This window comes from Acidovorax sp. KPB24-07 (genome assembly GCF_057543315.1).
This window is the reverse complement of sequence record NZ_BAAJYS010000252.1, coordinates 1-5316: the sequence shown is the minus strand read 5'-3', so window position 1 is coordinate 5316 and position 5316 is coordinate 1. Positions and strand designations below refer to the sequence as shown.

General features: G+C 66.4%; 4 protein-coding genes. All 4 read right to left on the bottom strand.

The window, feature by feature from the left end; genetic code table 11:
• Positions 1 to 346: 346 nt before the first annotated feature.
• Positions 347 to 1063 (bottom strand): DUF4198 domain-containing protein, encoded by a 717-nt coding sequence (locus AC27IQ_RS18565; protein WP_487090348.1) that lies wholly within the window; start codon positions 1061 to 1063, stop codon positions 347 to 349.
• A 47-nt stretch (positions 1064 to 1110) separates the two neighbouring features.
• On the bottom strand, positions 1111 to 3153 hold the full coding sequence (locus AC27IQ_RS18560) for a TonB-dependent receptor (protein ID WP_487090347.1): 2043 nt from the start codon (positions 3151 to 3153) through the stop codon (positions 1111 to 1113).
• A 374-nt stretch (positions 3154 to 3527) separates the two neighbouring features.
• Positions 3528 to 3896: a DUF1428 domain-containing protein gene (locus AC27IQ_RS18555; RefSeq protein ID WP_284401463.1), complete on the bottom strand. Its 369-nt coding sequence runs from the start codon at positions 3894 to 3896 to the stop codon at positions 3528 to 3530.
• Between the two features lie 297 nt (positions 3897 to 4193).
• Positions 4194 to 5316, bottom strand: a 1123-nt coding sequence (locus AC27IQ_RS18550; RefSeq protein ID WP_487090346.1) for a molybdopterin-containing oxidoreductase family protein, incomplete at its 5' end; no start/stop codon positions are given.

The window sequence follows — 5316 nt, the reverse complement described above, 5'->3', positions numbered from 1 at the left end:
GCACAATATCCACTAGGGCATGTTGCTATTAAATGGATAGCGCCCTTTTGCCGGTGCTGCAGGGCTGATGGTGCCGGGCTGGAGCGGCGTCTGCGTCAGGCCACCCGCGCTTCGATGCGCGCGGCACGTGTCATGGTCAACGCTATTCGAGAACGGATGCAAATTTCGGGAAATGAAGAGTGGCTGACGCGACCGCTCGACAAGGCGAGAGCAGAGGATTGCCGAACCCAGCAAACCAAGCGTGGGTTTCTCTCCACGACCCAGCAGTGGTTGCCCAGGCCCGCAGCATTCCAGTCCCTCAGCCGTCGCCGGCAGGTCGGCTTTCGGCAGGTCGTGTCAGCCGGTCTCAGTGTGCAGGGAACGCCAGCAGGTACTCCCAGCTCATGCTGGTGGTGCGTGGGTCATTGGCCACCGGCACGCGGCGGATCGCCAGCAACTGATTGATGCCCGCCGTGGGCGTGACCGTCGCAGTGCCGTCTTCAGCCGTCGTGACGGGCGCCCCCTTCTCGCCCAGCGACAGCCGGATGCCGGCGATGGGTTTTCCATCGAACAGCACGCGCACACGCATGGGTTGGCCTGCATCGGGCGTGTCCGCCTCCAGGGCCACGATCTCGAACTGTTGCCCCAGTTCCTTCTTTGCGATCACGCCCCACTGGATGATGGTCTTGTGGTACTTGAGCGCATGCACACCACTGGTGGCGCCGGGGTTCTCGGTCATGGGCTTGTTCATCATCTGGCCACCCTCGACCTTGCTGAAGAAACCGTTGTCGAAGTGGGCCGCCAGCAACGCGGCCTGGCGCTCGGGCTTCACGCGCACCCCATCGGGCCGCGGTTCCACCGCCACGTCGATCTTGCGGCCACGGCGATCGAAGGCCTGCAGGCTCTTCAGCTTGTGAGCGGGGTAGGTCTCCAACTGGCCTTCGTGCCCGCCGAACTGCACGAGGTAGCCGCCGCTGGCATCAGGCTCCAGCCAGACGTTGTGGGCCTGCACGGAGCCCAGGCCCAGGGCCAGCGCTGTGATGGCCAGCAGGCGCAGGAGTGGTGTCGGGGTGGTGGTCTTCATGGCGTTCTCCTGGATTGCCTGAGCTTCCTGGATCGGGTGGTCACAGGTCAGAATTGCAGCTTGGTGCCGAGCTTGAAGGTCCGCGGCGCACCGGGTGCGAAGACCTGCGTGCCTCCGATGACCGAGGCCGAGGTGGCATAGGCCTTGTCGCTCACGTTGGCGATGGCGGCGTAGATCTCATAGCGGTTGGCGACTCGGTACGCAGCGCTCAGGTCCACCGTGGCATAGCCGCCATAGCCCACGCTGTTGTCGGCGTTCACCGCATAGGCGCCCACCCGGCGCCAGGTGGCAGTGGTGGACCAGTCCGCGGCAGGCCGCCAGGTGGCGCTCACCGTGGCCATGTAGCGCGGCACGCCGGCCACCTGCTTGCCGATGAGGGCCGCATTGCCGTTCTCGGTGATGCGCGAATGCGCGCTGCCCCAGGTGAGGGCCAGGTCCACGTCGCGGTGTGCTGCCCACAGGGCGCTGGCCTCCACGCCGCTGCGCCGCGTGGCGCCATTGTTCTCGTACACGCCGGGGGCCACGGTGCGGATCTCGTCGGAGGAGGTGAGGCGGAAGGCCGCTACATCCAGCACCAGGCCCTGCACGGGCTTGAACTGCGCACCCACCTCGGTCTGGCGAAAGACGTTGGGGTCGAGCGTGGCGGCGCCCAGTGCGTACTTGGCGAAGGTGCTGGGCAAGGCAAAGCCCTCGGCCCAGCTGGCGCGCAGCTGCACGCCCGGTGCGACGTCGGATCGCACGCCCAGCTTGGGGCTGGCATGGGACATCCTGGCCAGCGGGCCGCAGGGGTCGGTACCCGTCTCGGCACCATTGCGCTCGCAATTGCCGGTGAAACGGTCCCAGCGCAGGCCGGCCGAGGGTTTGAACAGAGGGTGGATGGGCGCCTCGATCTCTCCGAAGGCCGAGACACTGTTCAGCTTCGAGGTGCGGTTGTTGATGGCAGGGGCCAGGCGCGCACGGTTGTCCAGCCCGTCGAAGTACAGGTAGTCGGTGGCTTCGCGGAAAGTCTCCAGCCCGGCCACCCAGTTCAGCAGGGTTCCTGCCACCGGGGTGCGGCCGTTCAGGCTGGTGCCCGCACCATGGACATTGCGGTCGTAAGTCTCCTCGCGCTGGCGCCAGGTGGTGGCATTGACCGGGCGGCTGAACCAGCGTGTGAAGTCCTGCTGCGTGGTGTAGGCAAACGTCAGCAGCTTCACGTCGGGCGAGAGTGCGTAGTTCACGTCCGCGCGCAGCGTGGCGAAGTGCTTGTTGGCGCCATCGTTCATGGCGCGCGGGTCCTTGCCATAGGGGTTCTGCGCGAACTGCGCGGCCGTGACGTAGCCGGGCGAATCGCCATCGGCCTCGTGCCAGCGGCCCGACAGCGCTACGTCCAGGTCGGCGCTGATGCGCTTGCTCCAGCGGCCTGCCAATGTGCTGCGGTGATCGTCCGACTGTGCCCGGAAGCCATCGGTGCGGTCGTGCTGCGCCGCCAGGTTCAGGTATTCCCCCTCACCCAGTTTGAGACCCCATGCGCCTTGCAGATCCACCGTGCTGTGGGAGCCGAGACTCGCATCCACCTCCCGGTACTCTCCACGCTTGCGCGTCTCTATCGCCATCAGCCCGGCGCGATTGAAGTTGCCGTACAGCGCCGATACGGGGCCCTTGTAGAGCGTGAAGCGCTCGATCTCCAGCGGCACGATGACATTGAGGTCCACATACCCATCGGCGTGCGACATGGCTTCGTTCAGCGGAATACCGTCGAGCACGACGCCCACGTCGCCGCCATGCCCACCACCGCCAAAGCCGCGCATCACGATGGTGTCGGCCACGCCCGAGAGCTGGTAGTTCTGCACGTTCATTCCGGGCACATGGCGCAGCAGCTCTGTCGGCTGGCTCACATGCTTGTCGGCGATCTCTTCGCTGTCGAAGCTCGTGCTGGAATAGGCGGAGGCAGCCCCCTGAAGCGCCTGACCTTTGATCTCGATGGAGTCCAGGGTGGGCGAGGCTTGCTGAGCCGCGGCACACTGGGCTCCGAGGGCCAGCACCATGGCGGCGTACAGGGGTCGACCATGCAGATTGCTGGCCTGGTGCAGGAAGGGACCTCGTGTCATGGGTTTTGCGGTATGAAATGAAGACGCAGGACCGGTGGGCCACGCAGGGTCCATCCCGATCATGGGTCTCGTGCAGTTGCGTCATATGCCCGCGCAGGATGTCGCGGATGGCGCCATGGCGTTGCAGCGCAGTTCCAAGGCTCGCCGAGTATGAAGAACTGCCGTTTGATCTTCAATACGCCGGATGGCGTATCGCAGCCCCCAGCCGAGGCCCAGGTTCATCCAGGCGCCCAGCGGTGGAGCAGCGGCAGCGGGACCCGGCTGGCGCGGCCTGCGGGGCGCCGAGTGAGCACCTCCTTCATGGAGGCGAAGGCATCGTGCCCGTTGTTGTGGCCGAGGCAGCCGCCATGCGCGGCGACAAGGCCAGTTGCCGCTTACGCCTTCACATCAACCACCGGTTCGAAGCCCCCAAAGATCATGCGTTTACCGTCAAAGGGCATGGGCAGGTTGCCAGGAACTGAGGGGTCCATGCGCGGGTCTTCCATCATCTTCTTCATCCCTGCATCGCGCGTGGCCTTGTCTGGCCATTCAACCCAGGAAAAAGCCACCGTCTCCTCTGCCGTGGCCTGCACCGCTCTGCGGAAATCGGTGACCTTGCCGTCCGGGACATCGTCGCCCCAGCACTCGATCACGCGGATCGCCCCCAACTCGATGAATATGGGGTCGAGCGTACGGGCATGCTCGATGAACTTTTGCTTGTTGGCGGTAGGGACTGCGATCACGAAACCATCGATGTACGACATGTCATCACTCCTGTTGGATTGATCGTTGGCGCGCTCGTTGGGGCATGCTCCGTATTCCATCCGCTGGCGGCAGGAACCAAGTCGATCGGCAGGACGGACCGGGGGCAACGGGTTCTGAGAGGCGCAAGAACCGCGCAAAAGCCTATCGCTTCCGACAGCGCGGCCCTCTCAGGATAGACCCTCGGGACGCAGACCACTGCCGCTGCAAGATTCTTCAATCATGCCGTGGGCTGGCCGGCCTGTACACGGACCATGAATGAAGGCGCGCCGTGGTCCGGGCGAGTGGCGCCGTGCGCATCAAGCCTCGGACACCGCCGCCACTTCCACCACGCAGTCGTAGAACGTGGGCGCCGCACCGATGTCGGACAGGGCCTGGCTGGTCAGCTCGTTCACGTTGGTGCCGTTCACGCCGAACTTGCGCCACCAGATGCCCAGGCCGTTCACCACGCCGGGGCGGGCGCGGCCGTTCACGGCGGCGTGGCATTCGTAGCTGCCGCGGTCGTTGAACACGCGCACCCGCGTGCCGTCGGCGATGCCGCGCGGGGCGGCGTCGTCGGGGTGGATCTCCAGCACCGGCTGCGTCTCGATGTTTCGCAGGCTCTGCACGTTCACGAAGGTGGAGTTCAGGAAGTTGCGCGCGGGCGGCGAGATCATGGCCAGCGGGTAGCGGCCGCCGGGCTGCGGCAACTCGTGGTTGGGCACGTGCACCGGCACGGGCGGCAGGCCCTGGGCCGCCAGCCGCTCGCTGTAGAACTCGCACTTGCCCGACGGCGTGTGAAAGCCGCCCTCGGCGAACGGCGCATCGGGCAGGGGCAGGGGCGCGAAGCCCACTTCCAGCAGTTGCCCGAAGTCGATGCGATCGCCGTAGGCCTGGCGGCACAGGGCCTCGTCGCTGTCGGCAAAGCAGGGCTCGGTATAGCCCATGCGCTCGGCCAGGTCGCGGAAGATGCGGGCGTTGGAGCGCGACTCGCCCAGCGGCGCGATGGCCGGGCGGTTGAGCAGCACGTCGGTGTGGCCGTAGGAGACGTGCACGTCCCAGTGCTCGAGCTGCGTGGTGGCGGGCAGCAGGTAGTCGGCGTAGTCGGCCGTGTCGGTGCGAAAGTGCTCCAGCACCACGGTGAACAGGTCGTCGCGGGCGAAGCCCCGGGCCACCTGCGCGGAGTCGGGCGCCACGGCCACGGGGTTGCTGTTGTAGACCACGACGGCCTCGATCTTCGGGCCGAACTCCGGCGAGGCTTCGCGCAGAAGGTCGTCGCCGATGGTCACCATGTTGATGGTGCGCGGCACCGGGCCCGTGTGCAGGTCGGGGCGCTGCAACTGGGCGCGCTGCACGGGAAAGTGGCCGGAGCTCGACAGCAGCAGGCCGCCTGCGCGGTGGCGCCAGGCGCCGGTGAGTGCAGGCAGGCAGGCCACGGCGCGC

Bases quoted from the DNA above. Each gene is read 5' to 3' on its own strand.
- AC27IQ_RS18555 (WP_284401463.1), bottom strand. From the start codon at position 3,896: ATGTCGTACATCGATGGTTTCGTGATCGCAGTCCCTACCGCCAACAAG.
- AC27IQ_RS18560 (WP_487090347.1), bottom strand. From the start codon at position 3,153: ATGACACGAGGTCCCTTCCTGCACCAGGCCAGCAATCTGCATGGTCGA.
- AC27IQ_RS18565 (WP_487090348.1), bottom strand. From the start codon at position 1,063: ATGAAGACCACCACCCCGACACCACTCCTGCGCCTGCTGGCCATCACA.